Genomic DNA, 19,473 nt, shown 5'->3' on the forward strand with positions numbered 1-19,473 from the left:
GAGTGATCCATGATCGTTGATCGTCAAGGCAGGCGTTTTCGCAATTTGCGGATCAGCCTGACTTCAGCCTGCAATTATGCGTGTACCTATTGCGTGCCTGACGGCAAGCGGCTGGTGGCTGCCCAGGATGAACTGTCGGCCGAGGCCATGGCCCGAGGCGTGGCTTACCTGATCGAAGCGGCGGGTATCGAGCGCTTGCGCATTACCGGCGGTGAGCCGTTGGTCAGCCCCAAGTTGGAAGCCTTCATGGGGGCGGTAGGGCAGATGGGCCTGAGCGACATCAGCCTGACCACCAACGGCCAACTGCTGGCGCGTAAACTGCCGTTGCTGGTGGCAGCCGGTATTCGGCGCATCAATGTCTCCCTCGACACGCTGGATGCCGACGCTTTCCGCAGCATCGCCCGTGGCGGCGACCTGGCCACCGTGCTCGATGGCATGGACCAGGCCAGTGCTGCCGGAATCAAGATCAAGGTCAACATGGTGCCGTTGCGCGGCCAGAACCTGGACCAGGTGATGCCGTTGCTCGATTACTGCCTGGCGCGTGGCTACGAGCTGCGCTTTATCGAACTGATGCGCATGGGGCACCTGGCCAAAGACTCCAACGCGTTCCTGCAACAGTTCGTCAGCTTGCAACAGCTGCTCAGCTTGATCGGCGAGCAACATGAATACCTGCAAGCCAACGCACCCGTCGATGCGACGGCGGTACGCTACCAAGTGCCGGGCAAAGGCTTCTTCGGTGTGATCGCCAACGAGAGCGTACCGTTCTGCCGCACCTGTTCGCGGTTGCGGTTGTCCTCCACCGGCTGGCTGCATGGGTGCCTGTCCTCCAGCAATCGCCATTATGTCGGTGACTTGCTCGATCAACCGCGTCACCAGGCGTTGCCGGCGTTGCAGGGCTTGTTGATGAAGGCCTTGGCTGACAAGCAGGAAGTGGCGTTCTCCGGCGGTGCCACGATCATGAAGATCATTGGTGGCTAAGCTAGATATTGCGGGTTCACACATTTGATTTGTAGCGCAGCTGAATGGCGCGGATTCTGCATCCCACGCCCCATTCGCCGGTTTCCTGTCACCGGCCTCTGGAGGATTAGGATGCGTAGTCTGGTTTTGCTGCTGGCGTCATTGGCCCTGGGCGGTTGCATGACCGTCAGTGATATGGCCGAAGGCACCCGCTATCAGATGAGCGATGCCGGGCTGCTCGATCACAGCGATACGCGCCGTACCGCCTCGGTGCGCATACAGCCGGATTCCTTTGTATTTATTGCCCAAGGCGCCTTCGTGCCGCCGGGCAGCGCCTATCCGCGGCCCAATGTGGTGGCCGAGGAAGCATTCAATGGCTTCGTTGAATATTTCCCCATGGTGCGTCGCGCCCGCCAGCCCGAAGGTCTTGAACAGGCCATGGCCGAAGCCCGTGCCGTCGGTGCTCACTACCTGCTGTATTGCCGTTTTGCGGCAGCCGATGACCGTATCGGCAACGCCGACGAGTGGACCGATCAGCAAGCCCTGGACCGCCTTGGCCTGGACAGCGGGGTGATCCAAGTCATGTTGATCGAGACCAGCACCCAGTATTTGATTGATACTGCACGTATTCGCAGTCGTGGCGGTTTACTGACGTTCCACGACACATCGCCACAAGATTTGATCGCTCGCCCCCTGGCGCAATATGCCCGCGGTTTGCTGGGTATGAGTGATCAGTAAGACAGAGGAGCCCGCCATGACCGATTCCGCCAAGGCCAATGATCTATTGGCCCAACTGCCCAAGGGCAAGGGGCCGGCACCGGTGCATTTGTGGAACCCGGATTTCTGCGGCAACATCGACATGCGCATCGCCCGCGATGGCACCTGGTTCTACCAGGGCACACCTATCGGGCGAAAGCCGATGGTCAAGTTGTTCTCCAACATCATCCGCCGCGATGGCGATGATTATTTCCTGGTGACGCCCGTGGAGAAGGTCGGCATCCGTGTCGATGACGCACCCTTTGTTGCAGTGACACTGGAAGTGCAAGGGCAGGGCGAAAGCCAGGTATTACGCTTTACCACCAACGTCGACGAACAGGTCGAGGCAGGCCTCGAGCACCCGCTGCGGGTGGTGACCGACCCCATCACCCAGGAACCCGCCCCCTATGTGCGCGTTCGCACCAACCTCGAAGCCCTGGTGCATAGAAACGTTTTTTACCAGTTGGTGGAGCTGGCGGTGAGCCGTCCGATCAACGGTCAGAACTGGCTTGGCGTCTGGAGCAGCGGGGAGTTTTTCCCCATCGGCCTGGAGCCCTGAGGCGGTTTTTGCCTTCAGCCTGAAATAATCCTCTTGCGGTAAACACGGGCTTTCGGTTATCAATTTGTACATGATTAGACATGTTCGATTTGATAAGAAAAAACGCGTCGTCGATGAGCTCATCCGCCGTATCGAAGGTGGAGTCATGGCCGACGGCTTTCTGTTGCCGGGCGAGCACCAACTGGCCGAGGAGTTTGCGGTCAGCCGCGGCACGCTGCGCGAGGCGCTGGCCGAGCTCAAGCGTCGCAACTACATCGCCACTCAGAGCGGCGTCGGTTCGATTGTCACCTTTGACGGCATGGTGTTGGACCAACGCAGCGGTTGGGCCCAGGCCTTGGCCGATACGGGCGCCCATGTAAGCACCGACGTCCTGCGTTTCGAAGCCGTGACGCGCCCGGATCTGTTCAGCCGTTTCGGCACCGACCAGTTCATTACCCTCGACCGCCTCCGGCGCACGGCTGACGGTACAGCGGTGTCGCTGGAACGCTCGTTGATGCCGGCCGTTGGCGATCTGGAAAACCTGCCCCACATTGGGCTGATCGATAATTCCCTGACCATCACTCTGGCCGCCTACGGCTACGTCGGGGCCGACGGTGACCAGTGGATCGGTGCTGAACCCCTGAGCGATGAAGACGCCGAATTACTCGGGCGCCCCAGCGGTACGGTATTTCTCAAGGCGTCGCGCACCACCTATGATCGTCGCGAGCGTTTCATGGAGCATGTCGAAAGCCTGCTTGACCCGTTGCACTTTCGCCTGCATCTGCAGTTTGGAGCGTCGAAATGAGCCGAGAAAATCGCGCACTTGGCGCCTTTTATGGCCTGGCCCTGGGCGATGCCTTGGGCATGCCCACCCAATCCTTGAGCCGCGAGCAGGTACAAAAGCGCTTCGGTGCTATCACCGCCTTGGAAGATGCCGACGCGGACCAGCCCATTGCGCCCAACATGCCTGCCGGTTCCATCACCGATGACACCGAACAAGCCATCCTGGTTGCCGAGTTACTGGTGCAAGGCCAGGGCAAGATCGAGCCCACCGTGCTTGCCCAGCGCCTGATCGACTGGGAAGCGGGGATGCGCGCCAAGGGTTCCCAGGACTTGCTCGGGCCGTCCACCAAACGCGCAATCGACATGATCCTCGCCGGTCATACTCCGGAGGAATCCGGGCGCTACGGCACCACCAATGGTGCGGCCATGCGCATCACCCCGGTGGGCATCGCCGTCGATGTCAGCGACCCGGCGCGGTTTATCCAGGCGGTGATCCAGGCATGCCAGGTCACCCATAACACCAACCTGGGTATTTCCAGCGCTGCGGCCGTGGCGGCGGTGGTCTCGGCTGGCATCAATGGCGTGGACCTGGGGGAAGCCCTGAATATCGGGACCCAGATTGCCCGACAGGCCGAAAGCCATGGTCACTGGATCGCGGGCGGACGCATTTCTACCCGCATCAGTTGGGCTCGCACCCTGAGCGTCGGCAGCGGCGACAAAGCGTTGTTTGCCGACCTGCTTTACGAGTTGATTGGTACTTCGGTGGCTTCTCAGGAATCGGTGGTGGTCTCGTTTGCCTTGGCCCAGCAAGTGGCGTCGGGTGATATGAATGCCTTCGAAGCCCTGTGCCTGGCGGCCAGCCTGGGCGGCGACACCGACACCATTGCCGCGATCCTCGGCGCCATGCTGGGGGCGTGCCTGGGTATGCAGTGCTGGCCTGAGGCGTTGGTTGAACAGGTCAAGCGGGTCAATGGCCTGGACTTGCAGCCGCTGGCCCAAGGGTTATTGGCCTTGCGATAAACACGGAACCAAATGTGGGAGCTGGCAAGCCAGCTCCCACATTCAAAAGCGTTGGGTCAGGAAGACCGGATAAAGATTCGACTCGCTGCCACAACCACAACAACAATACAGGCATCAGGAGCCCCCCTTAATGAGCAGCCCCTCTTCCGGCCAAACCGCCGGGCAACTGGAAACACGCGGCATTGAGCCGGTCCCGGAAGGCGAGTGCAACGGTCATCCGCTGCAACTGTTCTGGGTGTGGTTCGCGGCCAATATCAGCATCCTCGGCTTGCCCCTTGGTGCAACGCTGGTGGCGTTTCGTGGCCTGGCCATCTGGCAGGCGATCATCGTCGCGATTCTTGGCGCCGCTGGCTCCTTTGCCGTAGTTGGCATTATCTCCATTGCCGGTCGCCGTGGTCGCGCGCCCAGCCTGACCTTGTCCCGCGCCATTTTCGGTGTGCGCGGCAATATCGGCCCGACATTGGTGTCGCTGATGTCCCGCCTGGGTTGGGAAACCGTCAACACCACCACCGCAGCCTTCGTATTGTTGTCGTTGAGCTCCATCCTGTTCGGCTCGGCAGTGGAGGCCAAGAGCGCGCCGCTGCTCACCCTGATCTTCATTGCCATCTTTGTGCTGCTGACCCTGGCCGTATCGGGCCTGGGCCACGCCACGTTGCTGGTGATCCAGAAGTGGGCCACCTACGTATTCGGCGGCCTGAACATTCTGGTGGGCGGCTTTCTGTGTGCCACCATCGACTGGAGCGCGGTGTTCAACGCCACCCCGGCGCCGTTGAGCGCGATGATCATTGGCGTAGGCACCATGGCGGCCGGTACCGGTATCGGCTGGGCCAACGCCGGTGCAGACATGTCGCGTTACCAGCACCGCAGCGTCAAGGCCGTGCGCCTGGTGGCCTCCGCCGCGTTTGGTGCAGGTATCCCGCTGGTGCTACTGATCACCCTGGGTGGCCTGTTGTCGGTGGGTAACAATGACCTGGCATCGGCCACCGACCCCATCATCGCGATCCGCGACATGCTGCCGACCTGGATGGCCGTGCCGTACCTGATCACCGCGTTCGGCGGCCTGTTGCTGTCGAACAACCTGTCGGTGTACTCGGCCGGCCTCACTACCCTGACCCTGGGCTTGAAGGTCAAGCGCGTGCATGCAGTGATCGTCGATATCGTGGCGATTTTTGCCGGCTCCATCTATTTCATGCTGATCGCCGATAGTTTCTATGGCCCGTTCATTACCTTCATTTCGCTGCTGGCGGTGCCGATCACGGCGTGGGTCGGGATCTTCGTGGTCGACCTGATTCACCGTCATTACTACAGCCCCACCGACCTGCTGGACGTCAGCGCCAGCAGTGCCTACTGGTATCGCGGTGGCGTGGAGTGGCGTGCATTTGGCGCCTGGGCCGTGGCCATTGTGCTGGGGTTCAGCTTCACCACCATCGGCACTACCGCCGAAAACATCTGGTTTGCCGGGCCGCTGTCCGACTCCTGGCTGGGCCACAACGGGCTGGGCTGGATCGTGACCTTCGTGGTGGCTGGCGGAATATATGCAGTCTTGGGCGGGGCCTCTGACCGTCGTCCGGGTTTAGCAGAGAGCGCCAATGTCTAGATTGCTGCACACCGGCCAGGTCATTGTCGACCTGGTCATGGGCCTCGACACCCTGCCGGCAAGCGGCGGTGACGTGCTGGCCAACTCCGCCAGTTTCCAAGTCGGTGGCGGTTTCAACGTAATGGCTGCGGCACGGCGCAATGGGTTGCCGGTGGTTTATCTGGGCCGCCATGGCGAGGGGCGCTTTGGCGAGCTGGCGCGTGCCGCGATGCAGGCCGAAGGTGTTGAAATGGCCTTGGCGGCCAGCGCTGGCAAAGATACCGGGTTGTGCGTGTCGCTGACTGAAGCGAGCACCGAACGCACCTTCATCTCCCATCTCGGCGCCGAGGGGGAGCTGAGTGCCGACGACTTGGCTCAGATCGTCCCGCGTATCGAGGATTATGTGTACGTCAGTGGCTACAGCTTGCTGCTTGAAGGTAAGGCGCAGCCGTTGCTTGACTGGCTGCTGGCGCTTCCGCGAGAGATCGTGGTGGTATTCGACCCGGGCCCGCTGGTCAAGGCGCCGGACTCGGCGTTGATGCGTGCCTTGTTGCCGCGTATCGACATCTGGACCAGCAATGGCCCTGAAGCCCTCGCGTTTACCGGGGCGGCGGATATGAGTCAGGCGCTGCCCATGCTGAATCAGCACTTGCAGGCACTGCTGGTTGTGCGTGATGGACCAAATGGTTGCTGGGTAGGGCGCGGGGTAGAGACTGAGCATGTACCTGGCTTCAAGGTGCAGGCGGTAGACAGCAATGGTGCGGGGGATGCGCATGCAGGGGTATTTATCGCCGGGTTGGCGCAGGGCTTGAAACCCGTTGAGGCGGCGCGTCGAGCGAACGCAGCGGCGGCGTTGGCGGTGACGCGTTGGGGGCCGGCCACTTCACCTGGCGTCACCGAAGTCGACGCATTGCTGGCTGAATAAATACGCACAACCCTAGGGGAGCGGGCTTGCTCGCGAAGGAGGTGTATCAGTTAAAGCATGTGCTGACTGACACACCGCATTCGCGAGCAAGCCCGCTCCCACAACGGGTTCTGCGTTTAACCTGCTTTTTTCAGCGCTTGAATCAACTCATCTTTGCGCATGGTTGAGCGCCCAGGAATATCCTTGGCCCTCGCCTCTTTCATCAAACTTTCCTTAGTCTGCGTACCCAGCGAAGCCCCACTGCTGCGCGGGTGGCCTTCACGGCTGGCAGCGGCACGCTTGGCCGATTCCTGCCGGTCCTGGGTTTTCTTGGCCGGTGCTTTGCGCCTGCCTGATCCGCCGGCTTTTTCACCACCGCCGGACTGTTTGTTGACGGTCGCCCAGGCGCGGGCTTCGGCTTCGTCCTTGGGCAACCCCTTATGCTCATAACTGTCTTCGATATGAGCGGCCTTGCGTTTCTGTTCGTCGGTGTATTTGGCTTTGCTTCCACGAGGCATCGCTAAAACTCCCTCTGGCCCCAGTCGCGGGGCCAGGCCAGAAATGGATTACTGAGTACTTTGAGCGTCGAGCTTGCGCGCCTCATCCACACCAGAAGCGGTGAGCTTGATCGGCAGGTTCAACGCGTATTCGCCGGCGTCGTCGGTGGTCACATGCCCATCCTTGATCAGCCCGCGGTCCTGCAGGAACGCCAAGACACTGGCGACCTCTTTTTCACCGCGGTAATTGTCCAGCACCTCCTTGCCCAAGCCTTGCGGATGGGCGTGCAGCAGGCGGGTGAGGACTTCTTTTTCAAGGTTTCTATCGACGTTCATGCGTACCTCTTCACTGGGAAATGGTCGGGTGTTGGTCGTACCAAGGGTGCATCAAGGCGCTGGTTGTTTCTGCGCGCCGGGGATGTTCGAGTCGTCGCCCTTGTTGATCTTCGGCTCATTGTTGCTCGTGCCAGGGCCCATCTTGCCGTTGCCTACGGCAGGCGGTGCCTGGCGCTGGGTGTCGTTGCCTTTGGTGCGTGGGTCGGCGCTGTTGTCGATGATCGCGCCACCGTTGGTATCCAGGCCGGTGCCCATGGATTTTTGCGACTCGGTAGTGGCGTCCGGCGTTGGATCGGTGGGGCCAGTGGTCGAGCTAGCCGCAAAGGCGCTCAAGGACGCGGCAGACAACAGGCCGGTGAGGGCGAGGGCAGCAAATTTGGAATTTTTCATCAGGGTGTCTCCATATGATTAATGTCCTTACCCTGTATTGGTCTGCCCGCGTTTGCCGATCGTGCCGGGAGGGCGACGAACGGTATCAGCTCACCTGTATCACTTTGTGTGCCGATACTCGGCGCGCTATCACACGTGCCACCGTGATCGCCCAGTTGAAGGCCGCGATCACCAGTACGCTCAACATCATTGTCGCAAGGCCGAAGTCAACGATGATCTTGCCTGCGAGCCAGGGAAACCCGAAGACGCCGATAAAGTACGCCAGGCTGAACAACAACAACGCCTGGGAAGTGGTGCCGCTGGGCGCTTCGTTGGCTACCAGGCCGTTGATCACTGAATACGTCAGGCCATACCCGATCCCTAGCGTGGCGGCGGCGAGCACATAACTGAGGTTGCCGCTGACACCAAACGCGAACAGCGTGATCGCGCCGAGCATCACCCCGGATAATACGCAGGCAGCCTGGTACGCATCGCGTTTGACCACGAAACCGGCGATCAGCAGGCGACTGATAATTGCCGCTGTCAGGAAACCCGCGAAGAACAGCGAATAGTCCAGCTTATGGGCAACGGCATAGCTGGTCTGGAACGAAGATAGCCCCCCGAATACGCAGCCACCCAGGCCAACCATCAGGATGGCGAACGCCGCCTTGGAAGACAGTACGCGGCGGCTTGCAGCCCAGGAAATCCTGGATGTCGGTACATTCGCGTGCTGTCGCAACCGAGAGCCCATGCGCCAGAACATCACCACCCCGGCGAGGCTGGCGAGCCCGGCAATATAAAACGCCGTTGTCAGGGGCAGGTCCAGCGCAGTGGCGGCGCGTCCCAGCAAAGGGCCGGAACCTATGCCGCTCAACATACTGCCCGAGAGCAAGGCGAAATATTTGGCCCGCTGGCGGGGTTCCACCAGCAGCGTCACGATGATCGGACCCAAGGTATAGAACACGCCCCAGCCCAAGCCAAGGGACAATCCAAACAGCATCAAGCCCTGGCCAAACCCTGGCGTCAGGGCAAACCCCAGGCAGGCCACCACTAACAATAGGCCGGTGCTCGCAATCGCTCGCGCCGCGCCCATCGCATCGGCCAGATGCCCGGAAAGCACCACCGCTACGAAGGTGCTGAGCATTGCCGTGGCAATGACACTGCCCGCGTCGTGTTCATTACCGCCACGGGCATGGATCAGCAGTGACAACAAAAAGGTCGAGCCGTAAGACAGTGACAGCAGGAAACTGGCGAGGCAGAACAGCGCGAATGTCTTCGTGCCCACTGGTGGCGTGGCGTGCATGAGCAGGTCTCTGATCGTTGGATTTATGCCCATTGTTTACCATGGGCGTCCCCAGGCTTTGTTCTGTGGTTGCTGATGCTTGCTTCACCCCGCGCCGGAGTGAAACGCGCTGATTGGCATCAATTGCACTGCAAACGGCCATCAAACCGTCTTAGTATGTGGCCTTTGAATTTGCCCAAGGCTCGCCCATGACCATCGAGATTCGCCCCGCCGTGCCCAGCGATGCTGCGCAGATCCTGACCTTTATCACTGAACTTGCCGAGTACGAGAAAGCCCGGCATGAGGTGATCGCCAGCGTGGTGGATATCGAACGCAGCCTGTTCAGCGAAGGCGCCACGGCCCATGGCCTTATCTGCTTGCGCGACGGCTTGCCGATTGGCTTTGCGGTGTTCTTTTTCAGTTACTCGACGTGGCTGGGCAGTAACTGCCTGTACCTGGAAGATCTGTACATCAACCCGGAACAACGCGGCGGCGGGGCCGGCAAGAAGTTGCTGCGCCACTTGGCCAAGATCGCCTGTGACAACGGTTGTGGGCGCTTTGAATGGAGCGTGCTGGACTGGAACGAGCCAGCGATTGCCTTCTACAAATCCATAGGCGCCCAGCCTCAGGAAGAATGGGTGCGTTATCGCATGGAAGGCGATGCCCTGCGCGACTTTGCCCAAGGCTGACGCCTCATTTATGTAAACACTAAAACCAGATGTGAGCTTTCCTGTGGCGAGCAAGCTTGCTTGCGCTGGGGTGCGAAGCGCCCCCCAAAAGCGGGAGTCTGCTGCGCAGACAGCGGGAGCAAGCTCCCTCGCCACAGCTAACCCGCTCAAACATTTTTTATTTTTCTCAATATATGGGATCTTAATTTATATATTGAGATATTTCAGGCGATGGGTTTATAGTCGCCAGCATCAGCACTCACTACAAAAAATAAAAAGGTGAAGCGATGCAGGCGCAACCGTTGTCCCTACCCGCCGTGCCCGAGCCGAATTACGGCGAGCGGCTGAAGAACAAGGTGGTGATCGTCACCGGCGCCGCCCAAGGCATTGGCGAAGCCATCGTTGCCTGTTTCCAGGCCCAGCAGGCGCGGTTGATCATTGCGGATATCCAGGGCGACAAAGTCGAGAAAATCGCCGCTCATTGGCGCGAACACGGTGCGCAGGTTTACGCCCAACCGGTTGATATCACTTCCAAGGATCAATGGCAGGCACTGGTCAACCTGGCCATCGAGCGCTTTGGTCGCGTGGATGTGCTGGTCAACTGTGCCGGAGTCAACGTGTTCCGTGACCCGCTGGAGATGAGCGAAGAGGACTGGCGCCGCTGTTTCGCCATCGACCTCGACGGCGCCTGGTACGGCTGCCGTTCGGTATTGCCGCACATGATCGAGCAGGGCATCGGCAACATCATCAATATCGCGTCCACCCATTCCAGCCACATCATTCCCGGTTGCTTTCCTTACCCTGTGGCCAAGCACGGCCTGCTCGGCCTCACCCGTGCACTGGGCATCGAGTACGCGCCCAAGGGCATCCGCGTGAATGCCATCGCCCCCGGCTATATCGAAACCCAGCTCAACGTCGATTACTGGAACGGTTTCCCAGACCCCCACGCCGAACGCCAGCGTGCGTTCGACCTGCACCCGCCCAAACGCATTGGCCAGCCCATCGAAGTGGCCATGACAGCACTGTTCCTGGCGACCGACGAGGCGCCCTTTATCAACGCCACTTGCCTGATGATCGATGGCGGGCGGTCTGTGATGTACCACGACTAAAGCGTTTTCCAATAACAAGAAGGAGGTGGTCCATGTTCAAGCAAACACTCGGTGCCGTGGCACTGGCAATGGCGTTCTGCGGCTGGGTATCGGCTGAAGAAGTGAAGATTGGTTTCCTGGTCAAGCAGGCCGAGGAACCCTGGTTTCAAACGGAGTGGGCATTCGCGGAAAAAGCCGGCAAGGAGCATGGTTTTACTGTGATCAAGATCGCCGTGCCCGATGGCGAAAAAACCTTGTCGGCCATCGACAGCCTGGCCGCGAATGGCGCCAAGGGTTTTGTGATCTGCCCGCCGGACGTGTCCCTGGGCCCGGCCATCGTTGCCAAGGCCAAGGTCAACGGTTTGAAAGTGATGGCCGTGGATGACCGCTTTGTCGATGCCAAGGGCAACTTCATGGAAGACGTGCCATACCTGGGAATGGCCGCGTTTGAAGTGGGCCAGAAGCAGGGCGCCGCCATGGCCGCCGAAGCGAAAAAACGCGGTTGGGACTGGAAGGACACCTATGCGGTGATCAATACCTTCAACGAACTCGACACCGGTAAGAAGCGTACAGACGGCTCGATCAAATCCCTCGAGGAGGCCGGTATTCCCAAGGACCACATCCTCACCGCTGCGCTGAAAACCCTCGACGTACCTGGCAGCATGGACGCCACCAACTCGGCCTTAGTCAAGCTGCCGAACGGGGCGAAGAACCTGATCATCGGCGGCATGAACGACAACACCGTGCTCGGCGGCGTGCGCGCCACCGAAAGTGCCGGCTTCAAGGCCGCCAACGTCATCGGCATCGGCATCAATGGCACCGACGCCATTGGCGAATTGAAGAAAGCCGACAGCGGTTTCTTCGGCTCCATGCTGCCCAGCCCGCATATCGAGGGCTATAACACCGCGCTGGCGATGTACGAGTGGGTCACCACCGGCAAGGAACCGGCCAAATACACCGCCATGGACGAAGTGACCTTGATCACCCGCGCCAATTTCCAGGAAGAACTGACCAAGATCGGCCTGTGGAAATGAGCGGCGCGGCCCTGCGTTTCAATGGCATCGGCAAGGAGTTTCCCGGTGTGAAAGCCCTGGCGCAGATCAGCTTTGAAGCACGGCCGCATTCGGTGCACGCGCTGATGGGCGAGAACGGTGCCGGCAAGTCGACCCTGCTGAAAATCCTCGGCGGCGCCTACATTCCGTCCAGCGGTACGGTGCAGATCGGCGCGCAGACCATGGCCTTCAAATGCGCCGCCGACAGCATCGCCAGCGGTGTGGCGGTGATTCACCAGGAGCTGCATCTGGTGGCGGAAATGAGCGTGGCCGAGAACCTGTTCCTCGGGCATTTGCCCACGCGCTTTGGCGTGGTCAACCGGAGCCTGCTGCGCAAGCAGGCCCTGGCCTGCCTCAAGGGCCTGGCCGATGAAATCGACCCCGACGAAAAACTCGGGCGCCTGTCCCTGGGCCAGCGCCAACTGGTAGAAATCGCCAAGGCGCTGTCCCGTGGCGCCCATGTGATCGCTTTTGACGAGCCGACCAGTAGCCTCTCGGCGCGGGAAATCGACCGCTTGATGGCGATCATCACGCGCCTGCGCGAGGAGGGCAAAGTGGTGCTCTACGTGTCGCATCGCATGGAAGAAGTGTTCCGTATCTGCGACGCAGTGACGGTGTTCAAGGACGGTCGCTACGTGCGTACGTTCGAGGACATGAACACGCTGACCCACGATCAACTGGTGACCTGCATGGTCGGTCGCGATATCCAGGATATTTACGATTACCGACCGCGTGAGCAGGGCGAAGTGGCGCTCAAGGTGGACGGCTTGCTCGGCCCCGGCCTGCGTGAACCAATCAGTTTTCAGGTGCGCAAGGGCGAGATCCTGGGCCTGTTCGGGCTGGTGGGCGCGGGGCGTACCGAGCTGTTTCGCCTGCTCAGTGGGTTGGAGCGCGCCAGTGCCGGCAGCCTGGAACTGTGCGGGCAAGCGCTGCAACTGCGCTCACCCCGGGACGCCATCTCCGCCGGGGTATTGCTGTGTCCGGAAGACCGCAAAAAGGAAGGCATCATTCCGCTGTCCAGCGTGGCGGAAAATATCAACATCAGCGCCCGTAGTGCCCATGCCTCGTTCGGCTGGTTGCTGCGCGACGGCTGGGAGAGGGACAACGCCGAGCGGCAGATCCAGGCCATGAAGGTCAAGACGCCCAGTGCCGAGCAGAAAATCCTTTACCTGTCCGGTGGCAACCAACAGAAAGCCATCCTTGGCCGCTGGTTGTCGATGCCGATGAAGGTCCTGCTGCTGGACGAGCCCACCCGGGGTATCGACATCGGCGCCAAGTCGGAGATCTACCAGATCATCCATAACCTGGCGGCCAGTGGCATTGCGGTGATCGTGGTGTCCAGCGACCTGATGGAGGTGATGGGCATCTCCGACCGCATCCTGGTGATGAGTGAAGGCGCCCTGACCGGTGAGTTGCCCCGCGCCCAAGCGGATGAAGCGCGCCTGCTGCAACTGGCGCTGCCACAGTCGCGGGCTTGAACAAGAACAAGAGGGTTTGGCTATGTCTGAGGTAAAAACTGCAAAGGGTTTCTGGCCGGGTTTTAATCAGCGCAAATTTCTCGATGACTGGGTGATGCTGCTGGCGGCACTGGGCATTTTTGTGCTCAGCGCGGTATTCATCGATAACTTCCTGTCACCGCTGAACATGCGCGGTCTGGGCCTGGCGATTTCGACCGTCGGTATTGCTGCGTGCACCATGTTGTTCTGCCTGGCCTCAGGGCACTTCGACTTGTCGGTAGGCTCGGTGATCGCCTGCGCCGGGGTGGTGGCGGGCATCGTGATGCGTGACACCGACAGCGTGGTACTCGGCGTGTCGGCGGCCTTGGCCATGGGCCTGGTGGTAGGGCTGATCAACGGCATTGTGATCGCCAAGCTGCGCATCAATGCGTTGATTGCCACCCTGGCGACCATGCAGATCGTACGTGGCCTGGCCTACATCTTCTCCAGCGGCAAGGCGGTGGGGGTGATGAACGAAGGGTTCTTCGTGTTCGGCAACGGCCAGCTGCTGGGCGTGCCGGTGCCGATCATCATCACCGTCCTGTGCTTTGTGTTCTTTGGCTGGCTGCTTAATTACACCACCTATGGGCGCAACACCATGGCCATTGGCGGCAACCAGGAAGCGGCGTTGCTCGCCGGGGTCAATGTCGATCGCACCAAGATCATCATCTTTGCCGTGCACGGTTTGATCGGCGCCTTGGCCGGGGTGATCCTCGCGTCACGCATGACCTCGGGCCAGCCGATGATTGGCCAGGGTTTCGAGCTGACGGTGATTTCGGCGTGCGTGCTGGGCGGGGTGTCACTGAGCGGCGGCATCGGCATGATCCGCCATGTGATTGCCGGGGTGTTGATTCTGGCGATCATCGAGAATGCGATGAACCTGAAGAACATCGATACCTTCTACCAATATGTGATTCGTGGCTCGATCCTGTTGCTGGCGGTGATAATCGACCGCATGAAACAACGCTAATGGTCGCCCTGTGAAGATCAAACTGTGGGAGCTGGCTTGCTGTGGCGAGCAAGCTTGCTTGCGCTGGGGTGCGAAGCGCCCCCAAAAGCCGGCTCCAGCTGCGCTGTCGAACGGGAGCAAGCTCCCTCGCCACAGCAAGCCAGCTCCCACCTTGGATCTCCTGTGTTCAAGAGGGCGGTATTTGCCATAATGCCCCCGCTTTCATACTTATAGGCCCGATATGCAGGAAAACGCCCACACCCCCGTCAAAGACGCCGCCCCCACCGGCACCCAGACCCTGTTGCGCGGCCTGGGCGTGGTGCAAGCGGTGGCGGCTGGTGCGCGGGATCTCAAGGAGATCGCCCGGCGCATCGGCACCACGCGCAGCACAACGCACCGCCTGGCCAGTTGCCTGGTGGACGAGCGTTACCTGCGCGTGGTGCCCCAGGTCGGTTATCTGCTGGGGCCCAAGCTGATCGAGTTGGGGTTCCAGGCCCGTGAAGAGTTGCCCTTGGTGAACCTGGCGGTGCCCTACCTGGATGAGTTGTCGGCGCTGACCGGCGATACCATTCACCTGGCGATTCGTGAGTACGACGAGGTGCTTTACCTGCACAAGAACCCCGGCCGCAATGGGCCGGAAATGCGCTCGCGGGTCGGCCATCGCATGCCGCTGGCGCGCACCGGTATCGGCAAGGCGTTGATGCTGGACGATTCGCCGCAGGAGTGGCAGCGCTTGTATGAGGCGAGCTTGCCGGCGGTGGGCAAGAGCCTGCAATGGCCGCAGCACCCGGAGCAATCCTGGGCGCAGTTCGAACAGCGCATGCATGAGTATGTCGAGGGTGGCTACGCGTTTGACCTCGAAGACAACGAGCCTTCGATCCGCTGCGTGGCCGCACCGGTGCGCGATGCCAGCGGGCGCATTGTCGCCGGCATCAGCATTGCCAGTACGGTGCCCTACATGCCGCTGGAGAAAATGGCCGAACTGATCCCTGTGATCAAACAGGTCGCAGCCCGGCTGTCAGCGGAGTTGGGCGCCAAGGCCTGATCAGGCTTTCAGGCTCGCCATGTCGATGACAAAGCGGTACTTCACATCACCGGCAATCATGCGCGCATAAGCTTCGTTGATCTGGCGAATGTCGAGCATCTCGATGTCGCAGGTAATGCCATGCTCGGCGCAGAAATCCAGGACTTCCTGGGTTTCGGCAATGCCGCCGATCAGCGAGCCGGCCAAGACTTTACGACCCAGCACCAGCTTGGCAGCGTTGACGGGTGGGTCCACCGGCTCGATCAGGCCGACCAGGATATGCACGCCGTCAAAGCGCAGCACATCGAGGTAGGGGTTCAGGTCGTGCTGCACCGGGATGGTGTCCAGCAGGAAATCGAAGTGCCCGGCAGCAGCTTTCATTTGCTCGGCATCAGTGGACACGATCACATGGTCGGCGCCCTGGCGACGGCCTTCCTCGGCCTTGCTGGCCGAGCGCGTGAACAACGTGACTTCGGCGCCCATGGCTTTGGCGAATTTGATGCCCATGTGGCCCAGGCCACCCATGCCGAGGATCCCGACTTTATCGCCGGCTTTCACGCCGTAGTGCTTGAGGGGCGAGTAGGTGGTGATGCCTGCGCACAGGATCGGCGCAGCGCTGGCCAGGTCGAGCTTGGCCGGGATCTTCACCACGAAATGCTCGCTGACCACGATGCTGTCGGAGTAGCCGCCCATGGTGTTGCTGCCATCCACGCGGTCCGGCGTGGCATAGGTCATGGTCGGGCCTTCGAGGCAGTATTGCTCAAGGTCTGATTGGCAGGCTTCGCAGTGACGGCACGAGTCGACCATACAGCCTACGCCCACCAGGTCACCGACTTTATGCGCAGTGACGTTGGCGCCGACGGCGGTGACTTTGCCGACAATTTCGTGGCCCGGCATCAGCGGGTACACGGCGATGCCCCATTCGTTGCGAGCCTGGTGGATATCGGAGTGGCACACGCCGCAGTAAAGGATCTCGATGGCCACGTCATCGACGCGCGGGCTGCGGCGTTCAAATGACATCGGGGCGAGGGGCGTGGTGGCCGACTGGGCGGCGTAACCGATGGCGGTGTACATAGTAAACCTCACAAAAGCTTGGACTGCAGAGGCGGCAAATTCTGCGCGCCGGCCCCTGGCGCGAACATGGCAAATGCTCCGAGTCTCATGCCTATTCGTCCGGCAGTGCCTGAGGTTTGGATATATTGGCCGCCAGACCTGCGATGATGTTGTCATCCCTCATCCGCGAAGTTTTTTGCCATGCTGTTGACCCGCCATTTGGACGCCAATGCCACGCTGGTTGCCTTGATCGAAGGGCTCACGCCCCGCGACGGTTTTTCCCCGACTCACCTGCCCGGCGTGCAGGTGCTGCGCGCCAGTTGCGATGTGGCGCGTGGGCCGCAGATCTATGAGCCAAGCCTGATGTTCGTGGCCCAGGGCAGCAAGGTCGCCTACCTCGGCCCGCGCACGTTGGAGTATGGCGCCGGGCATTACCTGATCCAGGCGATGCCGGTGCCGTTCGAATGCGAGACCTTTGCCATGGCCCCCGAGGCGCCGTTGTATGGCGTGACGGTAGGCATCGACCGCGTGGTGTTGGGCGAGTTGGTGATTGCCATGGGCATGCAGGCCGGGCCGCCGCCGACCGCGCAGACTTTGGAGTCGATGAGTTCGGTGGTGCTGGACGATACGATGCGCGGCTGCGTCGAGCGGTTGTTGCAGTGCCTGCACGATCCGCTGGAAAGCCGGATCATGGGGCCTGCGCGGGTGCGCGAATTGTTGTTCACCGCCTTGCGTGGGCCTCAGGCCGATGTGCTGCGTGCGCTGGTGGAACAACAGGGGCAGTTTTCGCGCATCGCCACCTCATTGAATCACCTGCATGCCCATTACGCCGAGCCGCTGAATATCGAGACGTTGGCCGGGTATGCGCACATGAGTGCGTCGACCTTTCATGAGCATTTCAAACGCTGCACCTTGTTATCGCCGGTGCAGTACCTCAAGCGCCTGCGGCTATTGAAGGCCCAGCAGTTGCTGCTGGTGGAAGGCATGAGCGTGGCGCAGGCGGCGCACAAGGTGGGGTACCAGAGCACGTCGCAGTTCAGTCGGGAGTACAAGCGCTATTTCCTGCGCAACCCGGGGGAAGAGCGGGCCGCCTGACACCCCACTGTAGGAGCGAGCTTGCTCGCGAAAAACTAATAGACGCCACATTCATTCAGACAGTACGCGTTATCGTTGACGTTTTTCGCGAGCAAGCTCGCTCCTACATATTGATCGATGTCGCCCACAAAAAAGGCTCCCATTTCGGGAGCCTTTTCTGGTTAAGCGAACGACTTACATATTCGGGTAAGTCGGCCCGCCCGCGCCTTCCGGCGTCACCCAGGTGATGTTCTGCGAGGGGTCCTTGATGTCACAGGTCTTGCAGTGCACGCAGTTCTGGGCGTTGATCTGGAAGCGTTTCTCGCCGTCTTCCTTGGTCACCACTTCATACACGCCTGCCGGGCAGTAGCGCTGCGCCGGTTCATCGTAGAGCGGCAGGTTGGTGCCGATCGGGATGCTTGGGTCTTTGAGCTTCAAGTGGCACGGCTGCTCTTCTTCATGGTTGGTGCCGGAGATGAACACCGAGCTCAGTTTGTCGAAGCTCAGCTTGCCGTCGGGTTTGGGGTAGTCGATCTTCTGGCTGTCTTTGGCCAGCTTCAGGCAGGCGTAGTCCGGCTTGGTGTCGTGCAGGGTGAAAGGGATCTTGCCGCCGAAAATGTTCTGGTCGAGCCAGTTGAAACCGCCGCCGATGATTGCGCCGAACTTGTGCACGGCCGGGCCGAAATTACGGCTGGCGAACAGTTCTTCATACAGCCAGCTGGCTTTGAAGCTGTCGACATATGTGGTCAGCTCATCACCGCCCTCGGATTCGGCAAACAGGCGGTCGGCCACGGCGTCGGCGGCGAGCATGCCGGACTTCATCGCGGTGTGACTGCCTTTGATCTTGGCGAAGTTCAGGGTGCCCAGATCGCAACCGATCAGCGCGCCGCCCTTGAAGACCATCTTCGGCAGCGAATTCAGGCCACCTTTGCAGATCGCGCGGGCGCCGTAGCTGACCCGCTTGCCGCCTTCCAGGTACTGGGCCAGCACCGGGTGGTGCTTGAGGCGCTGGAATTCATCGAACGGCGACAGGAAGGTATTGCTGTAGGACAGGTCGACGATCAGCCCGACCACGACTTGATTGTTTTCCAGGTGATAAAGGAACGAGCCACCGGTGTTCTCTTTACCCATGATGTCCAGCGGCCAACCGGCGGTGTGCACCACCAGGCCCGGCTGGTGCTTGGCTGGGTCGATTTCCCAGATTTCCTTCAGGCCAATGCCGTAGTGCTGGGCGTCGGCGTCGCTGTCCAGGTTGAAGCGCTGGATCAGTTGCTTGCCGATGTGGCCACGGCAACCTTCGGCGAACAGCGTGTACTTGCCACGCAGCTCCATGCCCGGGGTGTACAGGCCGTCTTTTGGCTTGCCTTCACGGTCGACGCCGAGGTCGCCGGTGATGATGCCGCGTACCACGCCGTTCTCGTCGAACAGCGCTTCCTGGGCGGCGAAGCCTGGGTAGATTTCCACGCCGAGGTTCTCGGCCTGCTGGGCCAGCCAGCGGCACAGGTTGCCCAGGGAAATGATGTAGTTGCCTTCGTTGTGCATGGTCTTGGGCACAAAGAAGTCGGGCACCTTGGTGGAGGCTTCCGGGCTGCGCAGTACATAGATGTCATCGCGCACCACGGGCGTGTTGAGCGGAGCGCCGAGTGCTTTCCAGTCCGGGAACAGCTCGTTCAGGGCACGTGGTTCAAACACGGCACCGGAGAGGATATGGGCGCCGACTTCGGAGCCTTTCTCGACCACGCAGACGCTGATTTCCTTACCGGCTTCGGCGGCCTTCTGCTTCAGTCGGCAGGCGGCAGACAGGCCAGCCGGGCCAGCGCCGACGATGACCACGTCGAATTCCATGTATTCGCGTTCCACAGGCTATCTCCTACTCAAGGCTCAACAGGCTTTTTTTTCTAATGGGTGGAGGTTCGGTGTGGTTCTGCGCGAAGGCAGCACCCACCTGTCTCTCTAGGTGGCGCATTATATATAGACCACTGACAGCGTCCAATACAAACGTTTGTTTGAATCGCCTGCAGCCTAGATAAATCAAAGCAACGGGGCTTATG

Annotated in this window: 20 protein-coding genes; 14 read left to right on the plus strand and 6 right to left on the minus strand. The window is 60.6% G+C overall.

Going from position 1 to position 19,473, the window contains the following annotated elements; translation table 11 throughout:
* The first annotated feature begins 9 nt into the window (after window positions 1-9).
* From HU730_RS19320 to HU730_RS19350, 7 genes are all read left to right on the plus strand, one after another.
* Entirely contained in the window at window positions 10-978 is a 969-nt protein-coding gene (locus HU730_RS19320) for a radical SAM protein (RefSeq protein WP_186526560.1), read from the plus strand.
* A gap of 111 nt (window positions 979-1,089) precedes the next feature.
* On the plus strand, window positions 1,090-1,695 hold the full coding sequence (locus HU730_RS19325; RefSeq protein WP_034128431.1) for a DUF4823 domain-containing protein: 606 nt from the start codon (window positions 1,090-1,092) through the stop codon (window positions 1,693-1,695).
* A gap of 16 nt (window positions 1,696-1,711) precedes the next feature.
* A complete protein-coding gene (locus HU730_RS19330; RefSeq protein WP_034128430.1) occupies window positions 1,712-2,272 on the plus strand; it encodes a DUF1285 domain-containing protein in 561 nt (186 codons plus the stop codon).
* 70 nt (window positions 2,273-2,342) lie between these two features.
* Window positions 2,343-3,056 (plus strand): GntR family transcriptional regulator, encoded by a 714-nt coding sequence (locus HU730_RS19335; RefSeq protein ID WP_034128429.1) that lies wholly within the window; start codon window positions 2,343-2,345, stop codon window positions 3,054-3,056.
* Window positions 3,053-4,054 carry an ADP-ribosylglycohydrolase family protein gene (locus HU730_RS19340; RefSeq protein ID WP_034128428.1) on the plus strand — a complete coding sequence of 334 codons (1,002 nt, stop codon included), beginning with the start codon at window positions 3,053-3,055 and terminating at the stop codon, window positions 4,052-4,054. Before HU730_RS19335 ends, HU730_RS19340 begins: the two co-directional genes overlap by 4 nt.
* Window positions 4,055-4,184: 130 nt before the next feature.
* A complete protein-coding gene (locus HU730_RS19345) occupies window positions 4,185-5,651 on the plus strand; it encodes a cytosine permease (RefSeq protein WP_096144590.1) in 1,467 nt (488 codons plus the stop codon).
* Window positions 5,644-6,555 (plus strand): PfkB family carbohydrate kinase, encoded by a 912-nt coding sequence (locus tag HU730_RS19350; protein ID WP_186526559.1) that lies wholly within the window; start codon window positions 5,644-5,646, stop codon window positions 6,553-6,555. The genes HU730_RS19345 and HU730_RS19350 overlap by 8 nt, the downstream gene beginning before the upstream one ends.
* A 116-nt stretch (window positions 6,556-6,671) precedes the next feature.
* Here HU730_RS19350 and HU730_RS19355 read toward each other — a convergent pair whose 3' ends face one another.
* From HU730_RS19355 to HU730_RS19370, 4 genes are all read right to left on the minus strand, one after another.
* Entirely contained in the window at window positions 6,672-7,052 is a 381-nt protein-coding gene (locus HU730_RS19355) for a hypothetical protein (protein WP_034128425.1), read from the minus strand.
* Window positions 7,053-7,100: 48 nt separating this feature from the next.
* On the minus strand, window positions 7,101-7,367 hold the full coding sequence (locus tag HU730_RS19360; RefSeq protein ID WP_032895690.1) for a hypothetical protein: 267 nt from the start codon (window positions 7,365-7,367) through the stop codon (window positions 7,101-7,103).
* 51 nt (window positions 7,368-7,418) lie between these two features.
* Window positions 7,419-7,757, minus strand: a complete 339-nt coding sequence (locus HU730_RS19365; RefSeq protein WP_034128424.1) for a hypothetical protein — start codon at window positions 7,755-7,757, stop codon at window positions 7,419-7,421.
* Between the two features lie 85 nt (window positions 7,758-7,842).
* Window positions 7,843-9,039 (minus strand): MFS transporter, encoded by a 1,197-nt coding sequence (locus tag HU730_RS19370; protein ID WP_072448769.1) that lies wholly within the window; start codon window positions 9,037-9,039, stop codon window positions 7,843-7,845.
* A 188-nt stretch (window positions 9,040-9,227) separates the two neighbouring features.
* Here HU730_RS19370 and HU730_RS19375 point away from each other — a divergent pair, with 188 nt between their 5' ends.
* The 6 genes from HU730_RS19375 (at window position 9,228) to HU730_RS19400 (ending at window position 15,316) form a co-directional block, all read left to right on the plus strand.
* Window positions 9,228-9,707, plus strand: coding sequence for a GNAT family N-acetyltransferase (locus tag HU730_RS19375; protein WP_034128422.1), 480 nt, complete (start codon window positions 9,228-9,230; stop codon window positions 9,705-9,707).
* A 266-nt stretch (window positions 9,708-9,973) separates the two neighbouring features.
* The gene (locus HU730_RS19380) at window positions 9,974-10,795 is read left to right on the plus strand and encodes an SDR family oxidoreductase (protein ID WP_186526558.1); all 822 of its coding nucleotides are present in this window, start codon (window positions 9,974-9,976) and stop codon (window positions 10,793-10,795) included.
* Window positions 10,796-10,827: 32 nt separating this feature from the next.
* Window positions 10,828-11,808 (plus strand): substrate-binding domain-containing protein, encoded by a 981-nt coding sequence (locus HU730_RS19385; RefSeq protein WP_082423423.1) that lies wholly within the window; start codon window positions 10,828-10,830, stop codon window positions 11,806-11,808.
* A complete protein-coding gene (araG, locus tag HU730_RS19390) occupies window positions 11,805-13,304 on the plus strand; it encodes an L-arabinose ABC transporter ATP-binding protein AraG (RefSeq protein WP_186526557.1) in 1,500 nt (499 codons plus the stop codon). The genes HU730_RS19385 and araG overlap by 4 nt, the downstream gene beginning before the upstream one ends.
* 22 nt (window positions 13,305-13,326) lie before the next feature.
* Window positions 13,327-14,292: an L-arabinose ABC transporter permease AraH gene (araH, locus tag HU730_RS19395; RefSeq protein WP_127881155.1), complete on the plus strand. Its 966-nt coding sequence runs from the start codon at window positions 13,327-13,329 to the stop codon at window positions 14,290-14,292.
* 220 nt (window positions 14,293-14,512) lie between these two features.
* Window positions 14,513-15,316 (plus strand): IclR family transcriptional regulator, encoded by an 804-nt coding sequence (locus tag HU730_RS19400; protein ID WP_034126746.1) that lies wholly within the window; start codon window positions 14,513-14,515, stop codon window positions 15,314-15,316.
* On the opposite strand, the gene HU730_RS19405 is transcribed toward HU730_RS19400, so the two are convergent.
* Window positions 15,317-16,369, minus strand: a complete 1,053-nt coding sequence (locus HU730_RS19405) for an NAD(P)-dependent alcohol dehydrogenase (RefSeq protein WP_054897943.1) — start codon at window positions 16,367-16,369, stop codon at window positions 15,317-15,319. It abuts the gene before it with no gap.
* Between the two features lie 180 nt (window positions 16,370-16,549).
* Here HU730_RS19405 and HU730_RS19410 point away from each other — a divergent pair, with 180 nt between their 5' ends.
* Window positions 16,550-17,443, plus strand: coding sequence for an AraC family transcriptional regulator (locus tag HU730_RS19410; RefSeq protein WP_054922615.1), 894 nt, complete (start codon window positions 16,550-16,552; stop codon window positions 17,441-17,443).
* A gap of 174 nt (window positions 17,444-17,617) precedes the next feature.
* On the opposite strand, the gene HU730_RS19415 is transcribed toward HU730_RS19410, so the two are convergent.
* Complete coding sequence (locus tag HU730_RS19415) at window positions 17,618-19,282, minus strand: electron transfer flavoprotein-ubiquinone oxidoreductase (protein WP_034126749.1); 1,665 nt, start codon at window positions 19,280-19,282, stop codon at window positions 17,618-17,620.
* Window positions 19,283-19,473 lie beyond the last annotated feature (191 nt).

It is taken from the genome of Pseudomonas sp. SWRI22, from assembly GCF_014268395.2.
Lineage (GTDB): Bacteria > Pseudomonadota > Gammaproteobacteria > Pseudomonadales > Pseudomonadaceae > Aquipseudomonas > Aquipseudomonas paracarnis.

Coding starts and splice junctions, on each gene's coding strand:
- HU730_RS19320 (WP_186526560.1), top strand. CDS start 10: ATGATCGTTGATCGTCAAGGCAGGCGTTTTCGCAATTTGCGGATCAGC.
- HU730_RS19325 (WP_034128431.1), top strand. CDS start 1,090: ATGCGTAGTCTGGTTTTGCTGCTGGCGTCATTGGCCCTGGGCGGTTGC.
- HU730_RS19330 (WP_034128430.1), top strand. CDS start 1,712: ATGACCGATTCCGCCAAGGCCAATGATCTATTGGCCCAACTGCCCAAG.
- HU730_RS19335 (WP_034128429.1), top strand. CDS start 2,343: ATGATTAGACATGTTCGATTTGATAAGAAAAAACGCGTCGTCGATGAG.
- HU730_RS19340 (WP_034128428.1), top strand. CDS start 3,053: ATGAGCCGAGAAAATCGCGCACTTGGCGCCTTTTATGGCCTGGCCCTG.
- HU730_RS19345 (WP_096144590.1), top strand. CDS start 4,185: ATGAGCAGCCCCTCTTCCGGCCAAACCGCCGGGCAACTGGAAACACGC.
- HU730_RS19350 (WP_186526559.1), top strand. CDS start 5,644: ATGTCTAGATTGCTGCACACCGGCCAGGTCATTGTCGACCTGGTCATG.
- HU730_RS19355 (WP_034128425.1), bottom strand. CDS start 7,052: ATGCCTCGTGGAAGCAAAGCCAAATACACCGACGAACAGAAACGCAAG.
- HU730_RS19360 (WP_032895690.1), bottom strand. CDS start 7,367: ATGAACGTCGATAGAAACCTTGAAAAAGAAGTCCTCACCCGCCTGCTG.
- HU730_RS19365 (WP_034128424.1), bottom strand. CDS start 7,757: ATGAAAAATTCCAAATTTGCTGCCCTCGCCCTCACCGGCCTGTTGTCT.
- HU730_RS19370 (WP_072448769.1), bottom strand. CDS start 9,039: ATGCACGCCACGCCACCAGTGGGCACGAAGACATTCGCGCTGTTCTGC.
- HU730_RS19375 (WP_034128422.1), top strand. CDS start 9,228: ATGACCATCGAGATTCGCCCCGCCGTGCCCAGCGATGCTGCGCAGATC.
- HU730_RS19380 (WP_186526558.1), top strand. CDS start 9,974: ATGCAGGCGCAACCGTTGTCCCTACCCGCCGTGCCCGAGCCGAATTAC.
- HU730_RS19385 (WP_082423423.1), top strand. CDS start 10,828: ATGTTCAAGCAAACACTCGGTGCCGTGGCACTGGCAATGGCGTTCTGC.
- araG (WP_186526557.1), top strand. CDS start 11,805: ATGAGCGGCGCGGCCCTGCGTTTCAATGGCATCGGCAAGGAGTTTCCC.
- araH (WP_127881155.1), top strand. CDS start 13,327: ATGTCTGAGGTAAAAACTGCAAAGGGTTTCTGGCCGGGTTTTAATCAG.
- HU730_RS19400 (WP_034126746.1), top strand. CDS start 14,513: ATGCAGGAAAACGCCCACACCCCCGTCAAAGACGCCGCCCCCACCGGC.
- HU730_RS19405 (WP_054897943.1), bottom strand. CDS start 16,369: ATGTACACCGCCATCGGTTACGCCGCCCAGTCGGCCACCACGCCCCTC.
- HU730_RS19410 (WP_054922615.1), top strand. CDS start 16,550: ATGCTGTTGACCCGCCATTTGGACGCCAATGCCACGCTGGTTGCCTTG.